This is a genomic window from Frankia sp. AgPm24 (assembly GCF_023243055.1).
Taxonomy (GTDB): domain Bacteria; phylum Actinomycetota; class Actinomycetes; order Frankiales; family Frankiaceae; genus Frankia; species Frankia umida.
On record NZ_JALKFW010000187.1, the window covers coordinates 1 to 19,164 of the forward strand.

The window sequence follows — 19,164 nt, forward strand, 5'->3', positions numbered from 1 at the left end:
CACCACCCCACCACCCCCCTCGACCTCCTCGGCGAATAACACCCACCACCCGCGCCACCGCGGACACAGCGCCACAGCCAGCCCGCCGGGCAGGTGTCGGGTGCGTGGTCGTCCGTCCGCGGTGCGCGAGGGAGACCACGAGATCCCTGTACGCTCGCCGGCATGAGTTCTGGGCGGGTACGGGTCCGGTTCGCGCCGTCTCCCACCGGCATCTTTCATGTCGGTGGGGCGCGTTCGGCGCTGTTCAACTGGCTGGTGGCGCTGCGCGCAGGCGGCGACTTCGTGCTGCGCGTCGAGGACACCGACGCCTCCCGCAACCGGCCGGAATGGACCGACGGCATCATCAGCGCCCTCGACTGGCTGGGCATCAGCCCCGGCCGGTACGAAGGCCCCGTCCTGCAGTCGTCGCGGGCGCAGGCCCATCGGGACGCCGCCGCCCGCCTCCAGCAGGCTGGCCTGGCCTACTTCTGCGACTGCACCCGTGAGCTGCTCGCCGAGCGCACCGGCAACCCCCAGCGCGGGTACGACGGCCACTGCCGTGACCGGGGTCTGACCGCCGGCCCCGGGCGGGCGCTGCGGTTCCGCACCCCCGACGAGGGCGTGACGGTCGTGCGGGACCTCATCCGCGGCGAGCCGCAGTTCGCCAACGACACCCTTGAGGACTTCGTCATCGCCCGGGCCGACGGCTCGGCGGTGTTCCTGCTCGCCAACGTCGTCGACGACCTCGAGATGGGCATCACCCACGTCATCCGGGGTGAGGAGCACCTGCCGAACACGCCCAAGCAGCAGCTGCTGTGGGCGGCCCTCGGCGCACCCGAACCGCCGGTGTGGGCGCATGTCCCCGTCATCGTCAACGAGAAGCGGCAGAAGCTGTCCAAGCGTCGCGACAAGGTGGCGCTCGAGTCCTACCGCGACGAGGGCTACCTGCCCGCGGCGATGAAGAACTACCTGATGCTGCTCGGCTGGGCACCGCCCGGCGACCAGGAGATCGTCGCCTGGGAGACCATCGAGACCACCTTCGACCTGGCCGATGTCAAGCCGTCGCCGGCGTTCTTCGACGAGAAGAAGCTGCGGGCGTTCAACGGCGAGTACATCCGGGCCCTCACGGTGGACGAGTTCGCCGCCGCCGTCCGGCCGTGGCTGAGCGCGCCGGCGGCGCCCTGGCCGGCCGACGCGTTCGACCCGAAGGTGTTCGCGGCCGTGGCCGAGCTCGCGCAGTCCCGGCTGTCGGTGCTCGCCGAGATCGTTCCCATGGTCGACTTCCTCTTCCTCCCCGAGGCCCCCGTGGACGACGCGGCCTGGGCGAAGGCGATGAAGGGTCCCGCCGCGGTGCTGCTCGCCGACGTCCACGAACACTTCGGCACCGTCTCCTGGACGGCGGACGCGCTGAAGTCGGCGCTGCTGGAGATCGGCGAGCGGCACGGCCTGAAGCTCGCCAAGGCCCAGGCCCCCGTGCGCGTCGCCGTGACCGGGCGCTCCGTCGGCCTGCCCCTGTTCGAGTCCCTCGAGCTCCTCGGCCGGGACGCCACCCGCGACCGCCTCGCCACCGCCCGCGCCCGCCTCGCCGACACCGCGGCCGCCACCACCGACTGAGCCCAGGGCCTGAGGGCTGTGGCTGTGGCTGGGCATCGTTCGGCGGCGCGCTCCGGGCGCGCTGACTGACCCGGATGGTTCGTCAATGCGGCCAACTGGTCACCGCATGAGAACAGTCGAGCGCCGACTGTGTTGAACGTTCCATAACAAGTAAGGCAATCGGGGCTCGATGCCGAAAGACCGCCGGAAAGGACTTGAGCCCGGGTCGCGGCTGGGACGGGCCGCGACCCGGGCTGGGCACACCCACCGAAGGTCGGGGTTACCTTCGCCGGGTGGAGCTCTGGTCGGCCGGATCGACGGGAGCAGCACCAGTGCGTCATGGCCTTGGGGGTTCCGCAGCCGCTCCCGCGTCGAATCCGACAGACACAGCACATCTCCCGCGACCTAAAGGATTCTTAAGATCATCGAAAGACAAGCTGTGAACCCGTCATCACCGTTCGTCAAATAGGCGAACGCAATCCGTCATAACGCCCGCAGGCGCCACGCCTTCCGGGCACCACCATCGGGCCGCCCCGCTCCCGAGCGCTTCCCAGATCTCCCCCAGTGCCCCATCAGCTACAGATGGTTGCCAGATGGGCATCCTGGGTTCACGACTGACACCTCTCGCTGGAGTCCGGCGACGCCCCGGACCCGGCGGCTCGGGGATCGTCAGGCGGCCCGGGGACCGTCCGGGGGGCGTCAGGGCTCGTCGTGACCGCGATCAGCGGCGCCACGTGGGACGCGCTGGCGAGGCCGCAGCGCCGCCCACTCGTCGGCCCAGGCCGCCAGTGGCTCGAGGACTCCCTGCAGCCGCCGGCCGTGCGCGGTGAGCCGGTACTCGCCGACCTCGTCCACTTCGACGATCCCGCCCTCGCGCAGCTCCCGCAGCCGCTGGGTGAGCTGCGCCGCGGGTGCGTCCAACCGGGCCTCGAGCGTGCGGAACGACTCCGCCCCGGCCCGTAGCCGCCAGTAGACGCCCAGCGCGTACCGGCGCCCCAGCAGTTCCACCAGGGCGGCCAACGCCACCGGCGCCCCCACCCCACCAGGCGGCCCGCCAGCGGGCGATCCGCCAGCGGAGGGCCTCCCGCCGGCTGACTCCCCCGCGTTGCCCTGTCCCCCGCGGCGTCCGCCGCCCCGTCCACCTGGACTCAACGGGCATCCATCCCTACTCGCCGTCCCGACACCAGCGCCGCTCCCGGCCACCGACCTCACCGAGCGTGCGGCATCTCCGGAGACCAGATGGTCGCAGAAAGCCACGCGGGTCGCGACAGGGGCAATCGCGTCCGATCTGCCCCCCCACGACGGCCCGGGTAGCCGCCCGCCGCTCTTCTCGACCGGGAGCGACCGTCCTGATGGGTGCGCAGCGTCACAGCGATCGCGGTGCCGGCGGGGAAGGGGCGAGCGCCGCGGGGCACCTGGGCGGGGGCCCCGCCCGCGGCCCGGTCGGGTCAGTCGACCATCAATGGGTACTCACGGAGCTGACACCGTTGGAGCTATGTGCCGCCAGCGGACGGAACGGGAGCGTCCTGGGCGGCTCGGGCTCGATGCCGAGCAGGCCACGCGCCCGCTGGAAGGCCGCACCAGCCTGCGCGGAGATCAGACCGGCCGCACCCTGGACCTCGGGCCGCTCACGGATCTCCCGCGCCTGACGCATAATCGCGTCATACTGCTCCCGCCCAGCTCGGGCGCCGAGGACGTAACCGACGCCAAGTGCGACGACGACGCTGGGCCTGATCCGCATGTTGCCTCCCAGAAGACCGAGGGACGTGCCGGCGGTGATCTACCGGCCGGTTGGCGTTGGGACACCAGATCGATTCCTACCCCATGCCCAGGACGGCCTGAACCTCAGGTAGGCTGACTGCGTCAGGTGCTGCGGCACCCGATCCCGCGTAGCTCAATTGGCAGAGCAGCCGGCTGTTAACCGGCAGGTTAGAGGTTCGAGTCCTCTCGCGGGAGCCTCTGCCCAGCTCGGGCACTTGATCAGCGATCACATCAAGATCAAATCTGCAGGATGTCCTCGGAGAACTCTGCATCGGACTCGGCCTGCCGACCGCTCCGGCCCCGCCCGCCGGGGAGACCCGCGCAACGCACCGGGCAGCCTCTGCTTCCGAACCTACAGATCCGGATGGCCATGGGCAGCTCCAGTGGCGATCCGGCCTGCTCTGCACCTCGCCGAGGACGGATACGTCGGTACGGCCAAGGTCAACCGGAACAGGGCAGGATGCGCGGAAGTGGTCTGGGGGTCACGCTGCGGAACTGCGACAGGTGGGGTCGACCGGTCCGTCGCTGTCCCTGGTCGGCCTGGGCTGCAACAACTTCGGTATGAAGGACGAAGTTCTCGCCACGACCGAAGCACGAGCCGTACCTGCCCGGCGCGCTGCGCCAGCGGATCACGCAGGCCGTCGAGACCAGCCTGCACCGGCTTGGCCCCGACCGGATCGACCTCTACTACCAGCACTTCGTGGATGCCGACACGCCGGTGGAAGAAGCACTGGAAACCCTCGGTGATCTTGTCACCGGGCGAACGCCGCCCGGTGCTCGGCCGCGAACTCGGCGATGGTGCGCGGCGGGCGGCCCGTCAGAGCCTGGACGGCGTTGCTGGTGTGCTCGGCGTGGCCCTGGCGGAGCAGGGCGTAGATCATGACCACGTTGTCCGCCAGCCAGGCCGGCGCGCCGAGACCGAGGAGGGCCGCCCGGGCGGCCTGGTCCGAGACTTCGGTGTAGCGGACCTCGCGCCCGGTCGCGGTCGTCAGGGCCACACCGACGTCGGCGAAGGTGATCGCCTGGGGTCCGGTGAGGACATGGGTCCGTCCCTCGTGGGCCTGCCCGCCGATGTTGGTGTCCGGGCCGGTGCCGGCGAGCAGTGCGGCCACGCCCGCCGCCGCCACGTCCGCCGGGTCGATCATCGCGATCCGGGCGTCACCCGCCGCGGCGAACAGCGTTCCGCTGGTGCGGACCGGCTCTGCCAGGGCGAACAGGTTCGACATGAAGAAGGCCGGTCGCAACACGACCGATGGCACCCCACAGGTCGCGAGCTGCTGCTCGATCCGGCCATGCGCGTCCAGGAACAGCTGCGGCGCACCGATCTGCGCGCCGAGCGCCGACAGCTTGACGATGCGCTTCACCCAGCCGGCCGCGGCCGCGTCGATCACCGTGGTCTCCTGGGGCTGCTGCGCCGGACTGTTGGCGGTGCTGAGGAACACCCGGTCGACGCCTCGCATCGCCCGGCGCACCGAGGCCGGGTCGGACAGGTCCCCGACCGCCCACCGCACCCCGTCACCGTCCGAACCGAACTGGGACGCGGCGCGGTCGGCATCCCGCACGAAGGCCCGCACCGCCACCTGACGCCGACGCAACTGCCGGACGACCTGCGAGCCGACAGTCCCGGTCGCTCCGGTCACGAGCACCGTCGTCATCGTCCGCCACCACCCGGAGAGACCGCTGGCGCTGAACAACCCTGGACGACGCTCCCGCCGGGCGGACCGGTCGTCGGACTCGGCGCGATGTTGGCGTTGTGGCGGAACACGTTGGTCGGGTCGAACCGGTCCTTGAGTGCCCGCAGCCGTCCCAACCGGGAGCCGTAGGCCGCCTCGACCCCGGCGTCACCCTCGTCGGAGACGAAGTTCGCGTACACCCCGGTGCTCTCCTGGCCGAGGGCCGCCCAGCCGGCCCGGGCCCAGGCCCGGTGCTGGTCGCCGTCGGGATCGTCGGGATCGCGGGGATCAGCGGGTGGCCAGGCGGCGATGACGCTGACGTCGAAGCCGACCTCGCGCGGGCCGACCGCGGTCGCCGTGGCGTCCACCCGGCTGGCCGCGCCGCCGATCGCCCAGCCGTTGATCTGCGCAAACGGGCTGGTCGCCGAGGCCATCAGGTCGACGAGAGCGTCGATGGTGGCATCCGACAGGGTGGCCAGCCGGTGCGACTTCCAGTAGTAGTGCCGGCCGTGCGGGGATCCGCCGTCGTGCATGGTCTGCAGAGCCTGGTAGGGCATCGGCCGCACGGCGTCGACGATCGGCCCGGCGAGGCCGCGCAGCGCCGCCGTGGCCGCGAGCCCGGCCGCCGGGTCCCCCGTCCAGGCCAGCACCACGCCGAGCACGGGCGTGCCGACGGCCTCCAGCGGGATGATCGGGATGGGCGGGGCGCTGGTCAGCGCGAAGGTGAGGCCCAGTTCGTCCGGGGCGCCGGGAGCGAACTCGCGCAGGTACCGCAGCACCGTCGGGGCGGCCTCGATCGGCCAGAACACCGGCCCGCCCAGGATCATCGGGCCCACCGGATGCAGCCGGTACTCGAACGAGGTGGCGATCCCGAAGTTCCCACCGCCGCCGCGCAGCCCCCAGAACAGCTCGGGCTCGTGCTCGGCATCGACCCGGAGGCGCTCGCCGGTCGCCGTGATCAGCTCGACACCCAGCAGGTTGTCGACGGTGAGTCCGTGGCGGCGCATGAGGTGGCCGAGGCCGCCGCCGAGGGTGAGCCCGCCGATACCGGTGTGACTGACCACACCGCCGACGGTGGCCAGGCCGTACTGCTGGGTTGCCGCATCCAGTTCGGCCCAGACGAGACCGCCCGCGGCCCGAGCGGTCCGGGCTGCCGGGTCGACCGAGACCGACTTCAGCAGCGAAAGATCGATCATCAGGCCGTCGTCGCACACCGCATGGCCCGCCACCGCATGGCCACCGCCACGCACCGACACCGGCAACTGACGATCATGCGCGAAGCGGATCGCCTCAATCACATCGTCGGCTCCCGCACACCGGGCGATCAGCGCCGGACGTCGGTCGATCGCCCCGTTCCACACCCGTCGGGCCTGCTCGTAGCCTTCCTCCCCCGGCTGCAGCAACGCGCCCCGGAAGCGGGAGCGCAGCGCGGACGCCGGCCGCAGCCCGGCCGGTTCACGAACCGTTCCCGCCCGGTCGATCCCGATGTCTTCAGCCTCACTGTGGTCGGTCCTGCTGTGGTCGGTCCTGCTGTGGTCGGTCCTGCTGTGGTCGGTCGCTGTCATGACCACGTGGCTCCTCACCGTCTCGCCGCCGGCACCGTTGCGGCGGCTGTCGAGGGCAAGATTCGCGGACCGACCGTTCCAACGGCGTTCCACGAGCCGTTCCCGGCTGACCGACCGACAGGCTCGGACCACCGACAGGCTCGGACCACCGACAGGCTCAGGGCGCCAGCAGGCTCAGGGCATCGTCGTGGTCCGGCGACCCGGCCGCGGTCGTGAGCTCGTCGACGAGCTGGGTCAACCGCGCCCGCTCACGCTGCGCGGCCCGTGCCCCGGGTGGGACCGCGGCGTCCGGACGGGCCGCCAGCCGCACCGCCGACACGGCGGCCCGCAGCTCGAACAGCCGGGCGCCCTGATGCTGCGCCGCCCGCCGGGCGCCGTCCAGCTCGGCAGCGACCAGGTCGGCGCCGACGCCGGTCCGGGCGAGGAACTCGGCCCGCAGCCGCCGTGCCTCCGACTCCCACGTGCACACCCCGTCGGCGGCGGCGATCAGCTGATCGGCAGCGGCGAGCCCGGCGGTGATGTCACCGGCGACCGCCGTGGCCGCCAGCTGGACACGCACCACCATCGCGCGTGCCCCGGGCGCCGGATCGACGGTGCTCAGCTGTGCCAGCACGGCACGGATGGCGGCCAGTCCGACGTCCCGGCGGCCGTCCAGGACGGCGAGATGGCCGGTGAGAGCCCGAGCCACCAGCAACGCGGGATCATCCGGGCGGCCCGGGATCGGCACGTCCCGCTCGTCGACGTCGGACGACAGCGCGGCGACGTGCGCGCGCAGGCCCGCCTCGTCCCGCAGCTCGAGGCAGAGCAGGGCCCCGAAGACCCGGGCGGAGGCCAGGGTCGCGGGATGGCCGAGATGCCTGGCCCAGGCCAGGGCGGCCCCGGCGGCTTCCAGAGCAGCCTTGCGGCGCCCGAGCAGCCAGCAGGTCATCGCCAGCCGGCTGGTGCACACCACCCGGGGATCCAACCAGTAGCGGACGGCGTAGGTGTCCCGGTCCGCCGGGTCGTACGCCGTGATCGCAGCGTCGAAATGCCGCTGTGCCGCCGGTGGTCGTCCCTGCCAGAACTCCGCGATGCCGAGCACGTACCCGGCCTCGACGACGAGCACGCCCGCGCCCGCACCGTCACCAGATCCCAGCGCGAGCAGCTCGGCACCATGCCGGCGGGCCGCCGGGAAGTCGCCGCGGGTCAGGCTCGCCAGGGCCAGCGAGCACACCAGCGGTGCCGGCAGCCCGCGTCCGAGTGCCCGGGACAGCTCCGCGGCCCGCCGGTGGATCTGCGCCACCCGGGGCGAGGCGAAGGTCTCGACCACCACCAGATGAGCCGCGGTCGCCTCCAGCAGGGCCAGTTCTCGTGCGTTCCGACCCGGCCCGCCGGGAAGCGAGCCGATCAGGTCCACCGCATGATCGAGCAGGCGCAGCGCTTCGACGTGGGCGTAGAGCAACGCCGCCGCGTCGGCCGCCCGCTGGTACCAGCCGATGGCCTGCTCCAGCGCCCCGCCCAGCTCGAGGTGGCGGGCCAGCCGTGCGCCGACCAGGCCGGGGTCGGCGCTGTGCTGACACTCCAGGGCACGGGCCACCTGCAGATGATGGTGGCGCCGCCGGGCCGGCCGGAGCAGGGCGTAGGCGACCTCCCGCAGCCTGCCGTGGCTGAAGTCGTAGCTGTCCGCGCCGTGTTCGCGCACGATGCGCCGCTGCCACAGCTCGTCGAGTGCCTGGACGAACCGGTCGCCGTCGGCCGGCTTCCCCGGCTCGACCCCGGCGGCCCGGGCCAGCACCTCGACGGTGAAGTCGCGGCCGATGGTGGCGGCGACGCCGAGCAGCTCGATCGCCTCCGGCGACAGCCGGGCCAGCCGGGATTCGATCGCTGCCTGGACCCGAGGGGTCAACCCGCCGGCTCCGGGATGGCCGTCGGCCGCCCGCAGTGCCTCGATCACGAACAGCGGGTTTCCCTCGGTGTCCGCCTGCAACCGGTCGACGACGGCGGGGTCGACGTCGCGCCCGGTGACCAGACGGGCCAGCGCGGCGGTCTCGGCTGGTTCGAACCGGGGCAGGTCGAGTTCGGTCATCCGGTCGCCGCCGCGCAGTGCGGTGACCAGGGCGGCGAGTGGTTGGCCGGGCCCGATCTCCTCCTGCCGGGCGGTCGCGGCGACCAGCAGCCGGGCCCGGGGCGCGAACCGGAGCAGATAGTGCAGGAAACGCAGTGACTCCGGATCGGCCCAGTGCAGGTCGTCTGCGACGAGCAGCACCGGCGCACCCGTGGCCAGGATGGTCCTGGCGACCGTGTCGAACAGCCGCTGGCGCAGTTCGTCCTCCGGCAGCGGCCGGGGCGGTGCCAGCCCCGGCACCTCGGTGAGCAGTTCGGGCAGCAGCCGTGCCAGCTCGCCCAGCTGCTCGGGCCGGGCGCGGCGCACCCGGTCGGCGAGTGGCTCGGTCCGCAGCCAGGACACGATCAGCCCGTAGGCGAGCACACCCTCCGCCGCATGGGCACCGGCCGAGGCGGTGACCGCACCGTGGTGCGCGCACCAGGACCGGAACTCCTCGGTCAGCCGGGTCTTGCCGATCCCGGCCTCACCGGTGAGCAGGACGAGCTGGGAGCGCCCCGCCGCGGCGGCCCGCCAGGTGTCGGTGAGCACAATGCGTTCGGCGGCCCGCCCGACAAGCGCCGGCCGCATGCCGGTGGGAACGCCCACGCCGGTCGGCACGCTGCCGGCGGTCGCAGTACCTCCGGCGGTCGCAGTACCTCCGGCCCGAGCGGCCGATCGGCCGATCATCGCCTCGTACTGGCGGCGGATGGCCGGCGACGGATGGGTCCCGAGCTCGTGCTCGAAGGCGGCCACGCAGGCGTGATAGGTCCGGACCGCCCGGGCCCGGTCGCCGGCCGCATCGTGGCGGCGCATCAGTATCCGGTAGCCGGTCTCGTCGAGCGGGTCGTGGCGGAGCAGACGTTCGACGGTGTCGACGGTGTCGGCCGCGTCGCGTTCGTCGGCCAGGGCCGCGAGGCGCCGAAGCGCCGCCAGGAAACGGTTTCGCAGCCTCTCCCGCTCGGCCTGGGGCCAGTCCTCGTAGCTTCCTGCCAGCAGGTCGTCCCGGTACAGCTCGACGGCCTCGCGCAGCAACCGTTCCGGGTCGGACGGCTCGGCCTCGGCACGCGCCAGCACATCCTCGAAGGCGGCGACATCCAGCCACACCGGCGCATCGGGACGCCAGGCCAACGTCCGGGTCGTCACCGTGAGAACGTCGGCCAGGCCGTCGACCGTGCGCCGCAGGGTGTGCAGCAGGTGCCGCAGGTTCGTTCGGGCCTGCGCATCGGTCGACTCCGGCCACAGCAGGCAGGCGAGGCGCTGCCGGCTCTGCGGCACCCCGCGATGCAGCAGCAGATACGCCAACAGCGACGCGGCCCGCGCCGACCCGAGCCCGATCGCGGTGGCGCCGCCGGCGGCGCCACCGTCCCGGACCATCTCGAACTCGCCGAACATGCGGACGTGCAGCACCGGCACGGTGGGGGTCACCGTGCCGGGCAGCGCGGTCACGTCGGGCACGGTGTCAGTGTCTCGCGACCGGCGGTGTGCCGAGATGCACCGACCGACCGACGGATCAGGAGACGCCGATCGACGCCGCGTCCACCTCGACAGCGCCGGCCGCACCGGTCTGGCGCCGCTGTCGGGTGTGGGCGTACCCGACAAGGCCGAGCAGCAGCGCCAGCAGGATCGTCGACGACCCAACGAGGCAATGTTTCGGAGTTTCGTTCAGTCGCTGTGCGGCGGATCCGACGGATCCGGCCCGATCCGATTCGGCGCTGCCGGCCAGTGGCGGTAGGCAGGTGCGGGGCAGGAGGGGGCCGAGCAGCCATCCCGCGAGAACGTCCGTGGGCCGGTGTGCTCGGAGGCAGGGCCCGCCGTTCACCCTGCGACCTAACGGCCGGTGGTGCGGCGTCCGCGCAGCCGGACGGCCACCGGGACAACCGCCCACAGGACCACCAGCAGCACGAGGGCTGTGGCACCGGCGATGATCGCGGCCGTGCGTCCCTCGACGACATCGAAGATCAGCGCGACGACGCCGGAGAGGGCCAGGGCGAGCAGGGCGATACCCGCCTGGGCGACCCGGCTCGCGATCCGCACCAGAGTCCCCTTCTCCCGGCGGCCGAACACCGCCCGGTGAATGCTGACCGGCATCACGAGCAGGCCGGTGGCGCCGGCCGACAGCACGACGATGGCCAGGTACAGCACACGCTGTTCGTGGTTCAACGTCGTGAACCGTTGTTGGAACGGCAGGGAGAGCAGGAAGGCGGTCAGTACCTGCACACCGGTCTGGGCGACGCGCAGCTCCTGGAGCAGTTCGCCCCAGTTGCGGTCGGCCCGTTCGGCCGGCGTCTCGCCCCGGGCCTGCGCGGCGTCCTCGCTGTCGGGTGTTTTGTCCTGCGTCATCGCCGCACCGTAACCTCACGCCCCGAACAGCCGGGGGCATGCGTCCATCGGTGACCCACCACATCCAGATCATCGCGGATGGGCGTGGCCCGCCGAACGGTGATGCCGCGTGCGAACTCCGGCCGGGCTCCGGGCGGCGGATTTCGAGAGGTCGCACCGGGTACCTGACAGCCCGTGAGCGTGCATGCGGCAACGTCGAAGGCCCCTGACAATCCGGACGGCGGGCTGCCCGACCGGCCGGGCGGCCATGGTCCGCGACTGCCGACACGGGACGAGGTGGCCCGCCAGTGCGCGCGGGCGTCGCACTGGCCACTGCCGGCGGCGGGACGGACGCGGCAGCGCTGGTCGGCTCTGGCCGCGCTGGCCTCCAGCGACCTTGTCACCGCCCGGCTGGTGGAGGCCCATGCCGACGCGGTGGCCATCCTCGCCGAGCTTGCCGAGCTGGCCGAACCGGCCGAACCCTCGGCGACCTGCTGGGGTGTCTGGGCCGCCGAGGTGCCGGGGCATGCGGTCACCGCCCGTCCCGGGGCCGACGGATGGTGCCTGGCCGGGACGAAGCAGTGGTGTTCGGGAGCGACCCTGCTCACCCACGCCCTGCTCACCGCCACCGCGGAGCCGAGCGTGGCCGGCGAGGCGGACACAGAGCCGGGGCGGGCCCCGAAACGCAGGCTGTTCGCCGTGGCGCTCGACGATCCGGGGGTGCGGCCTGGCCCGCTCGCCTGGGCGAGCGCCGGGCTGTGGGGCAGCGACACCCGCGCGGTCCGTTTCGCCGCGGTGCCGGCCCGGCCGATCGGTGGACCGGGCGACTACCTGGACCGGCCCGGGTTCTGGATCGGCGGCATCGGTGTCGCCGCCTGCTGGTACGGCGGTGCGACAGGGGTCGCCGACCCGTTGCGTCGGCGGGTCGCCGCCGGCGGCGACCCGCACGCGGCCGCGCATCTGGGCGGGGTCGAGGTGGCGCTGGGATCGGCCCGTGACGCGCTGCGGTGCGCGGCCGACGCGGTCGACACCGCCCCCCGGGCTGATCACAGCCGGTTGGCGCGCCGGGTGCGCGCCACGGTGGCCGAGGTCGCCGCCGTCGTACTGACCCGGGTGGGACGGGCGCTGGGGCCCGCCCCGCTGGCCGGTGACCCCGCGCATGCCCAGCGGGTGGCCGACCTGGAGGTCTATATCCGCCAGGACCATGCCGAGCGCGATCTCGCGGAGCTCGGCGTCGCGGTCGCCGCCGGGGACCCGGGATGGCAGCTGTGACCAGTCTGCCCGGCGGCTACTTCGACGCCCTCTACGCGGACCGGGCCGATCCGTGGGGTTTTCGGACCCGCTGGTACGAGCAGCGCAAACGGACCGTGACCATGGCCCTGCTACCCGAACGCCGCTACGCCAGCGGGTACGAGCCGGGTTGCTCCCTCGGGGTGCTGACCCGGCTGCTGGCCGGTCGCTGTGACCGGCTGCTCGCCACCGACATCGCCCCCGCCGTGACCGCGCGGGCCGCGGCCGACCTGGCCGACCTGCCGCACGTGCGGGTCCAGGTCGCCGCGGTGCCGGCCGACTGGCCGTCGACGTCCTTCGACCTGGTGGTGCTCTCCGAGGTCGGGTACTACCTCGACGACCGGGATCTGGCGGAGCTGGCCGGACGGGCGACCGCCGGTGCCGCCACCCTGCTCGCCGTCCACTGGCGCCACCCGGTGGCCGACTACCCGCTCGGCGCCCGTGAGGTCCACGCGGCCCTCGACCGGTCGGCGACGGCTGCCGGGATGACCGCGCTGGCCACCTACCAGGACCAGGATCTGCTCGCCCAGGTCTGGTCGGACGACCCCCGCTCGGTGGCCACCCGCACCGGCATCTGGACGCCGCCACCGTGCGCCGACACACCCACGTGCGCCGACACACCCACGCGAGCAGGTAGAGGAACGTGAACGGGCCGTCACCACCCGCTCGGATAGGGGTCGTCATACCCGCCCGTGACGAGCAGGAGCTCGTCGGTCCGTGCCTGGACGCCGTGGCCACGGCAGCCGCCCATGCGGAGCTGGCCGGGATTCCCGTCACCGTCCTGGTCGTCCTGGACTGCTGTCGGGACGCCACGGCGGCGCGGTGCCGGGCCCGCGGCGTACCGACGCTCAGGATCGAGCTGCGTAACGTCGGCGCGGCGCGCCGCGCGGGTTTCGCCGTGCTGATCGGCGTCGACGGTCCCGGCGGCGGTGCTCTCTGGCTGGCCACCACCGACGCTGACACCCGGGTCGCACCCGACTGGCTCGCCGTCCAGCTCCGTCTGGCCCGGGACGGTGCCGACGCCGTCCTTGGCATCGTGGAGGTCGACGACTGGAACGAGCTGCCCTCGACGCTGCCCGCGCGTTACCGGGCCGGGTACGTCCGGCTTGACGGCGCCGAGCGGTCCCATCCGCACGTCCATGGCGCGAACATGGCCGTGTCCGCCGCGGCCTACCTTCGCGCCGGCGGCATGCCGTGCCTGCCGGTGGGTGAGGATCACGCGCTGGCCGCCCGACTGACGGCGCTGCCCGGCGTCCGCGTCGTGTCCAGTACCGCGCTGCGGGCCACCACGAGCGCCCGAGCCAGCTCACGGGTCCGGGGCGGCTTCGCCGACCACCTGCGGGCGCTGGCCCTCCCCCTGGCCGGGCCACCCGTTCCCACCGGGTCACCCCTCGACGACGGCGACCCCATCACCAGCTGAAACCGGCCGAACGCGCTGACGCACGGGATACCGCGCGACGGCGGAGAACCGAAAAAAACATGGTGGCGTTCAGGAGAAGACACGGTCAGCGTACGGAACTCGCGGTGGGCACCGGACCGGACGACGCGGTGGAACGGGCCCCGCCGGACCGGCTGCGGGAGTTACCGGCCAGGTCGTGGTGGGCGGTTCTGCGGCGGACCGTCGCGGAGTTCAACGACGACGCCCCGTCCGACCGGGCCGCAGCCCTCACCTACTACGCCATTCAGGCGATCTTCCCAGCGCTGCTGGTTCTGGTTTCGCTGCTGGGTGTGGTCGGAAAGTCCGCGACCACCGCGGTTCTGGACAATGTCGAGCAGTTGACACCGGGTTCGGCCCGCGACGTCGCGCGGGACGCGGTGAACGGTATCCGCGACAGCGGGGGCACCGGAGGCGTGGTCGCCCTGGTCGGACTCGCCGGGGCGGTTGGGACAGACCGCGGTCGATGCCTGGTCGTACGCGAAATGGCCGGTCCTGGTCCTCTTCGTCACCCTGATGATCGCGCTGTTGTACTGGTCGGCGCCGAACGTGCGTCATCATCTTCCTGGTCTGGCCGCGCCGCCTCGTGCCTCGGACCCGTCGTCCCGCCCGCGGAACCTCCACAGGGACCGGCCAGCCACCCCAGGTCGGCCGGCCGTCCAGCGTGCAGGCCGCCGTCGAGGCGGACGACTCCTCGGCGAGCAGTCGACGCCGACACCGATCTCGACATCACGGTCGGGACGGTTCTCGGTGTTTTCTCGGGACGAGCGGCGACCTAATATCGAACGACCGCCCGTCCATCTCTTCCCGCGATCCGTGCACGATCTGATACAAGCTGGATCAAGCGTGGTATCGGTGTGGTACTTCTTCGTGTCGTTTCCTTCGATCCGCCTCCTGTCGCTGCCATCCTCTAGCCCGCACCAGTGCAGGATCGGCACACAACCCGGCCGCTGTGGCGCGATGTTCGAACCGACGGCCCGGGTTGGAATCGAAGGGATCTTCCAATGTTCGACAACGATCGCCGCGTGCTCCTGAAGTTTCTGGCCTCCGCGACCACCGCGGTACCGTTGCTGCCCGAGCAGGCAACAGCGGCGACCCCTTCGATCTCGATGGTGGCATCGGCGAGCACCGGACCCCTGATCACATCTGTGGTCACATCGGAGGCCAGCGCGGCGTCCGGACCGAAGCCGATTCAGATCCCGTCACCCCAGCCCTGGCCAGGGGTGGTGACCTGCGGAAACCGGCAGGGCCTGTACGCCGGATACTGGCAGATCTCGGCGTACGAGGTAGTCGGCTTCATATGGCTGGCAGGCAGGGTTCGCCTGACACTGAGCAACTGTCGGCCCGTCCAGATGAACGAGTCGGGCGAGCTGGTCGGGGAGATCGTCCGACGCTACGACCGCCAGGCGTTCCGGTGGGCGAACGGTATCCTGCAACCACTGGGGTTTCTCGGCGGAACGGACGGTCAGGGCGGCCGGGTGAGCACGGTGGCCGCCATCAGCGCCGGCGGCGTCATCGCCGGCAGCAGCACGACCGACACCGCGAACTCCCACGCCTGGCGAATCGTGCGCGGGCAGATGCAGGACCTGGGGACCCTGGGCGGGAACTACAGCACGGCGACCGCCGTGAACGATCTCGGGCAGGTCGCCGGAGCCAGCGCTCGGCCCGACGGGACGACACACGCGTTCGCCTGGTCCAACGGTCGGATCTACGATCTGGGCACCCTCGGTGGTTCCAGCAGCACCGCGCGGGCGGTGAACAACACAGGCTGGGTCGTCGGCTCGAGCGCGACCGCCTCGGGCGGCTTGCGCGCCTACCTCTGGCGCCAGGGGTCCATGACCGACCTCGGTGTGCTTCCCGGCGATCAGTTCAGCGAGGCGGTGGCCATCAACCGGCAGGGCGACGTGCTGGTGCACAGCATCGGAGACCGCCAGCGCGCCTTCGTGTGGACAGCGGGCCGCCGGACGGAGATCTCCCTGCCCACCGAGGGCTTCGAACCGGCCGGGCTCACCGACAACGGCCTCGTGGCCGGCACGATCCAGGCGCCTGCCGGCGGATCCCGTGCCGCCACCTGGCACCAGGGCGTCCTGCGGGAGCGTGGAAGTCTGGGCGGCTCGTACAGCTCCGTGCTGGCGACGACCGTCAACGGAGCGCTGCTGGGCAGTTCGGCATCGGTGGACAACAGCCAGCACGCGGCGGTGTGGCCCCCGGATCCAGGCGCGTGAGTAACCTGCCGGCCGGCCGCGCCCGGGTACGCGTCGATCCGTCGGTCCCGCTCAGAGCTCCACGACTTCCAGCCGAGCCGTCGTAGCCGTATCGGCTGCCTGTACGGCGACCAGCAGGCGGGCGGCGGCGGTCAGCTCGGGCGGAACGACGGCGATGACAAACGGATGTCGCTGGAAGATGTCCGCCAACAGCAACCGGAGCCGACCCAGCTCGACGGCCGTGTGCGCGACGTGCACCATGCCGACGACACCGGCATCGAAAACAACCACTCCGTGCGGGACGTGGTCACCGGCCATCGTGCTCGCGACGTTCTCCAGTCGCCATTGGCGCTCACTCACCCAGCCGCGCATCTGCAGGGTGGCGACGCTCGATCTCTCGATCTGCAGCCTCGCCCGACCCGCCAGCGCATGGCGCACGGAGCGAGTCGGCGTCACCTCCTGAGCCGGAACGTCGAGGGTGCCCTCGCTGACAAGACAGGCACCCTCGGTGGTCAGCCGTACGAGCCGGCCCCTCCCCGCGAGTATCGGCTCCGCGCGGACGACGCCTGCCTTCTCCCACCGACGGACCACCGAGCGCACCGCGTTACGCGACAACGGCGCCTTCGGGCTGACCAGCTGCTGTATGTCCACTTCAAAAATCGCCCCCATGTCAAAGATCCATTCGATGGCATTGAGGTCGCGCTCGTTCAGGCGGACATGTCCGGAATCCGCCCTTCTCTTCACGCTCAGCTCGGTCATGTTTTCTCCGTTCACGTCCATCCGGTCCGATCGACCGGAGCCCGGCTCCGATCCCGCCGGGAGGTGAGCTTTTCAGGTGAAAGGCCCGAACCGCACAAGGATGTGCCATCAGCCGCCAATCACCCGATCTTCACATGCTTGTTGTTTGGTAAGGCTAACCTCCCATGCCCGCCATCACGGCGAAAGATCACGTCGAGGCCACACATTTATCGGTGATCCACAAAAGGACCCCGACCAACCGCAGTTTATTTACCACATCGACCGTTCCGGCGGGGCTTCCCATCCTTCCGGCGTTCTGGTTATGGCGCTGGTCACTCGAACCACACCAGAGGCGTACCGCGCCACCATCAACTGCTCGCTAAATCCTCGCCATCGACCCGCCTGTGCCCCTTCCCGTATTGCCATAGACCCCGCTTCGCCTGCGGGGCAACAGGAACAGGGCGCAGACCAGATCACCCCTGAAAGTGCTCGAGATGCATCTTCGGCCAGCCGGAAGATCCCGTCAACAACTCGCGAGCTCGTCCGCGTGGTTCCGCGCCGCCACCCCACCCCTTCGCTAGGGTCTCGTTTGCGAACTCACCTGGACGAGGTGACCAGGATTTCATTTTCGACACCTCGAAAAGCACAAGGCGAACATTACCGGAGCCAGCTGAAGCGAACCTCCTGCAGGCGCGTTGTGCGCGATGACAGTTGCCCGACAACGTTCGGAGCAGGGACCGATGGCACAGTTTCACTCACGGGTGAGGATCCACCCTGAAAACCTTCCCGTGGCCCGGCGAGCCGGAATCGGCGCGTCGCGGTCGGCCGGCGGCGGTGCCCGACGGACGGAAACCGCACCGGGCAGCGGGGCACACGGGGTGTCCGGGGTGCTGCTCGGGTTGGCGGTCCTCGTGGCCATGCTGGTCGCCTCGGTGGGCACGGCGCTGCCCGCATCCGCTCTGACCTCGACGATCGAGGACACCGACATCGGCAACGCGGCCGGCCGGGTGGCGTACGTCGGCGCCTGGATCCGGTGTGCCGGCTGTACTCCCCCCACGCCGAACACCAGTTACCACTATGCCCGGGACCGGGGCGCGGTCGCGGCGATCCGGTTCACCGGCACCGGGATCCAGATCTACGGCATCGCCAACCAGAGCGGTGGGCGGGTTTCCATCGCCGTCGACGGCGGCCAGCCGACCGTCGTCGACACCTACGCGCCCACCCGCGCACCCCAGCTGCTGCGGACCATCACCGGGCTGACCGACGGAGGTCACACCGCCGTCCTGGCGAACACCGGTACCAGCAACGCCGCCAGCGGCGGCACGGTGGTCACGTTCGACCGCGCCGTGGTGACCACCGGAAGCTCCGAGCCCGCGCTCGGCTTCCGTTCCGGACTGCCCTGGCTGTCCGGGGTGTGGGCGAACCCGAACATGATCCCGCAGAACACCGACGCGTTCTGCGCCTTCCGCGGCTCCCCCTGCGATCTCGCACACGTGTTCGTCGCCCGCGACAACTGGGCGAGCATCGTCGCGCCCAGCTTCGCGCAGCTGAACTACCAGAACTGGCCCGGCCGGCTGCTGATCTCCGTCCCGCCCTTCCCCGAGAACTCCGGCAACTCGCTGCAGGCCTGCGCCGCCGGCGCCTACGACACGAACTGGCGAACCTTCGGCACCACGTTGAACACCACGGCCCGCCAGGACTCCATCATCCGTCTCGCCTGGCAGGCCAACGGCAACTGGTTCCAGTGGCAGGCGACGGACGCCGCCGCGTACCGAGGTTGCTGGCAGCACATCGCGACGGCGATCCGGTCCACCGCCAACCCCGATCCCGTTCTCGACTGGACGATCAACGCGCACTACTCGCAGCTACCGGCCAGCCACCACCCGCTCGACCTCTATCCGGGTGACGCGTACGTCGACAGCATCGGCATCGACAGCTACGACGCCTACCCCCCGTCGACCACCCTCGCGCAGTTCAACCAGCAGGCACAGGCCGAGGGCGGGATCACCTGGCTCTACGACTTCGCCCAGCAGCACGGCAAGCGGTTCGGTGTGGGCGAATGGGGGGTGGCCTCCGGCGCCGGCTCCAACGGAGCTGGCGACAACCAGAGCTACATCGGGTGGATGTGGGACTGGTTCCAGGCACACGCCGGTCAGACCCTGCTCTACGACGCGTATTTCAACAGCTGCGAGCCCGACAACGTCGGCTCCAACCTCAACCAGCCGCCGGGCGCCGACTGCGTCTTCACCAACCCCCGGTCGGCCGCGCGGTACAGGGCCCTGTGGGGTGGTGCCGGCGGTCAGCCTTCGACACCGTGAGGAGCGACCCGCCGTGAGATCATCCGCCCTCGTGTCGAAGGTGTCATGGGCTGGAACCTCAGCCTCGACGGCGCCGGGGCCACCGGCCGCGCCAGGGTAGCTGTCAGCAGACCACAGGCAGCACACGCCACCGGATTCCCGCCGGGTGTCGATATCCCGGACCATACGGCGGGTATGGCCGATAACCGGAAGCACGGCAGGTCCCC

The 19,164-nt window shown here is 71.4% G+C and carries 13 protein-coding genes, 1 tRNA gene and 2 pseudogenes; 9 read left to right on the top strand and 7 right to left on the bottom strand.

Features of this window, described 5'->3' with window-relative positions:
- The first annotated feature begins 162 nt into the window (after positions 1 to 162).
- Positions 163 to 1,593, top strand: coding sequence for a glutamate--tRNA ligase (gltX, locus tag MXD61_RS14145; protein WP_248813531.1), 1,431 nt, complete (start codon positions 163 to 165; stop codon positions 1,591 to 1,593).
- Positions 1,594 to 2,271: 678 nt separating this feature from the next.
- Here the strand turns inward: gltX and MXD61_RS14150 are convergent.
- Together MXD61_RS14150 and MXD61_RS14155 are read right to left on the bottom strand one after the other, a co-directional pair.
- A complete protein-coding gene (locus MXD61_RS14150; protein WP_308222751.1) occupies positions 2,272 to 2,598 on the bottom strand; it encodes a winged helix-turn-helix transcriptional regulator in 327 nt (108 codons plus the stop codon).
- A gap of 433 nt (positions 2,599 to 3,031) precedes the next feature.
- Positions 3,032 to 3,313 carry a hypothetical protein gene (locus MXD61_RS14155; protein WP_248813535.1) on the bottom strand — a complete coding sequence of 94 codons (282 nt, stop codon included), beginning with the start codon at positions 3,311 to 3,313 and terminating at the stop codon, positions 3,032 to 3,034.
- Positions 3,314 to 3,455: 142 nt separating this feature from the next.
- On the opposite strand from MXD61_RS14155, the gene MXD61_RS14160 reads away from it, so the two are divergent.
- Together MXD61_RS14160 and MXD61_RS28875 are read left to right on the top strand one after the other, a co-directional pair.
- A tRNA-Asn gene (locus MXD61_RS14160) sits at positions 3,456 to 3,528 on the top strand.
- A 433-nt stretch (positions 3,529 to 3,961) separates the two neighbouring features.
- Positions 3,962 to 4,027: pseudogene (locus MXD61_RS28875) on the top strand (hypothetical protein); the annotation flags it as partial.
- 58 nt (positions 4,028 to 4,085) lie between these two features.
- Here MXD61_RS28875 and MXD61_RS14170 read toward each other — a convergent pair.
- The 4 genes from MXD61_RS14170 to MXD61_RS14185 all read right to left on the bottom strand — a co-directional run bounded on the left by MXD61_RS14170 (position 4,086) and on the right by MXD61_RS14185 (position 10,994).
- Entirely contained in the window at positions 4,086 to 4,979 is an 894-nt protein-coding gene (locus MXD61_RS14170; protein ID WP_248813537.1) for an NAD(P)H-binding protein, read from the bottom strand.
- Between the two features lie 5 nt (positions 4,980 to 4,984).
- Positions 4,985 to 6,571 (bottom strand): FAD-binding oxidoreductase, encoded by a 1,587-nt coding sequence (locus MXD61_RS14175; protein ID WP_248813539.1) that lies wholly within the window; start codon positions 6,569 to 6,571, stop codon positions 4,985 to 4,987.
- Positions 6,572 to 6,728: 157 nt separating this feature from the next.
- Positions 6,729 to 10,109 (bottom strand): AAA family ATPase, encoded by a 3,381-nt coding sequence (locus MXD61_RS14180; protein ID WP_248813541.1) that lies wholly within the window; start codon positions 10,107 to 10,109, stop codon positions 6,729 to 6,731.
- Between the two features lie 372 nt (positions 10,110 to 10,481).
- Positions 10,482 to 10,994, bottom strand: coding sequence for a DUF6328 family protein (locus MXD61_RS14185; RefSeq protein WP_248813543.1), 513 nt, complete (start codon positions 10,992 to 10,994; stop codon positions 10,482 to 10,484).
- 258 nt (positions 10,995 to 11,252) lie between these two features.
- Between MXD61_RS14185 and MXD61_RS14190 the strand changes: the two genes are divergently transcribed.
- The 5 genes and pseudogenes from MXD61_RS14190 (at position 11,253) to MXD61_RS14210 (ending at position 15,923) form a co-directional block, all read left to right on the top strand.
- Complete coding sequence (locus tag MXD61_RS14190; RefSeq protein WP_251079958.1) at positions 11,253 to 12,245, top strand: acyl-CoA dehydrogenase; 993 nt, start codon at positions 11,253 to 11,255, stop codon at positions 12,243 to 12,245.
- Positions 12,233 to 12,910, top strand: a complete 678-nt coding sequence (locus MXD61_RS14195) for an SAM-dependent methyltransferase (RefSeq protein WP_374628939.1) — start codon at positions 12,233 to 12,235, stop codon at positions 12,908 to 12,910. Before MXD61_RS14190 ends, MXD61_RS14195 begins: the two co-directional genes overlap by 13 nt.
- Positions 12,907 to 13,683 (top strand): glycosyltransferase family 2 protein, encoded by a 777-nt coding sequence (locus tag MXD61_RS14200; RefSeq protein WP_248813547.1) that lies wholly within the window; start codon positions 12,907 to 12,909, stop codon positions 13,681 to 13,683. The genes MXD61_RS14195 and MXD61_RS14200 overlap by 4 nt, the downstream gene beginning before the upstream one ends.
- A 59-nt stretch (positions 13,684 to 13,742) precedes the next feature.
- A pseudogene (locus MXD61_RS14205) lies at positions 13,743 to 14,253 on the top strand (YhjD/YihY/BrkB family envelope integrity protein); the annotation flags it as partial.
- Between the two features lie 470 nt (positions 14,254 to 14,723).
- Positions 14,724 to 15,923, top strand: a complete 1,200-nt coding sequence (locus MXD61_RS14210; protein WP_248813548.1) for an HAF repeat-containing protein — start codon at positions 14,724 to 14,726, stop codon at positions 15,921 to 15,923.
- Positions 15,924 to 15,974: 51 nt separating this feature from the next.
- On the opposite strand, the gene MXD61_RS14215 is transcribed toward MXD61_RS14210, so the two are convergent.
- Positions 15,975 to 16,661, bottom strand: a complete 687-nt coding sequence (locus MXD61_RS14215; RefSeq protein ID WP_248813549.1) for a hypothetical protein — start codon at positions 16,659 to 16,661, stop codon at positions 15,975 to 15,977.
- Positions 16,662 to 17,518: 857 nt separating this feature from the next.
- On the opposite strand from MXD61_RS14215, the gene MXD61_RS28495 reads away from it, so the two are divergent.
- Positions 17,519 to 18,958, top strand: coding sequence for a glycosyl hydrolase (locus tag MXD61_RS28495; protein ID WP_248813550.1), 1,440 nt, complete (start codon positions 17,519 to 17,521; stop codon positions 18,956 to 18,958).
- Positions 18,959 to 19,164 lie beyond the last annotated feature (206 nt).